This window comes from Microvirga sp. P4_G7 (assembly GCF_056401005.1).
This window is the reverse complement of record NZ_JBFUKD010000742.1, coordinates 1-1,724: the sequence shown is the minus strand read 5'-3', so window position 1 is coordinate 1,724 and position 1,724 is coordinate 1. Positions and strand designations below refer to the sequence as shown.

The window sequence follows — 1,724 nt, the reverse complement described above, 5'->3', positions numbered from 1 at the left end:
GGTCATCTATGATCCCGTCGCCGGCAATCTTTTTTCCGCCGATCTTTCCGGTGCGTACCTCAACGGGCAACCGATCACGTCCCGCGCCGTAACCGAGGAAACACAGGCGACGTTGATCACGGGATATCCCGTGTCACGCGATATGCGTCTCGACGGTCGCGAGCGCGCCTTGTCTCACATTGGAGACCTGATCGAGACGTTCTCCACCGTGCGGCGCCCTGGCAGCGCCGCTTTGAGCATTGCTCATGTGGCGGCCGGTTGGGTCGACGCCGCCGCGGGTTTTGGCGTCAATGCTTGGGATGTCGCTGCCGCGATCCTGATCCTTGAAAAGGCAGGAGGGTTCTATCGCCCGCTCAGTCTCGGCAAGGTTGCGCCCGATGCGCCTGCCTATTTCCATCCCGGCTATGTAGCGACGGCCCAGGGGGGCGCGTATCCTACGCTGTCGCGTATCGCGAACGAAATCGATCAAGGGCGCCGCGCTGCTGCGGCACGACAAGCCGGTGAACGGTCGGTCGCATKAGAGGAATGGCGCAATGACGTCTTCATCGCATATTGTGCAAGAACAGGCCCCGTTGCGCCACGAGGGCTTGCTGAGTCTCATCTATGAACGCCTGCCTCCGTACGGCGTCGATATCTTCATCGGTGGCAGGGAAGTGGCGCGCGATGTTGATCTCCTGCAGGAAAAGGGCATCACCACCGTCGTCAATTGCGCGGTCAATCTCGATTTGAACTACGTGACGGAAAACCTCGCTGCGAAAGGCGGACGCGGCGTGGATTATGGATCGGGCGCGTTGCGCTACTACAAGATCGGCCTCATCGACGGGCCGGGCAACCCGGACACCATGATTCTCGCCGGTTATTATCTCTTGCGCGGTGCGTTGGAGCAGGTGATGCCGGACAAGACGTCCTATCCGCGACGCGAGCGCGGCAACGTGCTCGTCAATTGCCGCGGCGGTCGGAGCCGGTCCGTCGCCATCGTCGCGCTCCTCCTGCATATGACTGTACCCGAGCGCTTTCCGACAATCGACGAAGCCTTGGCTCACGTGCGGACACAGCGCGAACTCGATCCCGCCGAGTGGTACAAGGCTCCGAAGCCGATGATGATCGAAGCCGTGCGCCGTGCAGCGCGCTGGATCAGGACGATTGACGCCGAGACGATGCCGACCGAGCCAAGCGCGGCGGTCGTTCCTGTAAAATAGCTAGAGTTTGGTCCGCACGCCGAGCGTCGGCAGGCTATGAATGCTCGATACCTTGCGCACGAAATCGATGTGCCTGCGTACCCTGGCCTTCTCGAGAACTGATTTGACATGGGTGCGGACGGTCTCGCGACCGATCTTGAGGGATGCTGCGATCTCATCGGTCGTCAGTGATTTCGCGAGGAGATGGGCGACCTTGGCCTCGGCGGGGGTGAGATCGAATAGCGCCGCAAGAACGCTTCGGCGCGGCACAGCCAAATTGGCAGCTCCCGTTGCGACCAGGATCCGCCGTGCCGTCTGATGAAGCGTCCATGCCGCGCGCGACATCGGAATCAAGTGTAGAACCCAGGGAATCTCCCCCTGCCTTGCCGGGAGGGCGATCGACCTGATCGCTGTGCTCTCCGCAGCTTTGTCCGAGAAGACTCGTCGCAGCAACGGATCGACGGCCCGATCGACAACGGCGATCCTGTTCTCGTCGACCCGCAACACGCTGCCCAACAGGGGCTCGAGGAGGGCATTGTGCATCAT

The 1,724-nt window shown here is 61.6% G+C and carries 3 protein-coding genes; 2 read left to right on the top strand and 1 reads right to left on the bottom strand.

Features of this window, described 5'->3' with window-relative positions; genetic code table 11:
• Positions 1-607: inositol monophosphatase family protein (locus AC1DT3_RS20215; RefSeq protein WP_477466999.1), on the top strand; the 607-nt coding region annotated here is incomplete at its 5' end.
• Positions 534-1,199 (top strand): dual specificity protein phosphatase family protein, encoded by a 666-nt coding sequence (locus AC1DT3_RS20210; protein WP_477466998.1) that lies wholly within the window; start codon positions 534-536, stop codon positions 1,197-1,199. The genes AC1DT3_RS20215 and AC1DT3_RS20210, both read left to right, overlap by 74 nt.
• On the opposite strand, the gene AC1DT3_RS20205 is transcribed toward AC1DT3_RS20210, so the two are convergent.
• On the bottom strand, positions 1,200-1,724 hold a 525-nt coding region (locus AC1DT3_RS20205; RefSeq protein ID WP_477466997.1), incomplete at its 5' end, for a helix-turn-helix transcriptional regulator.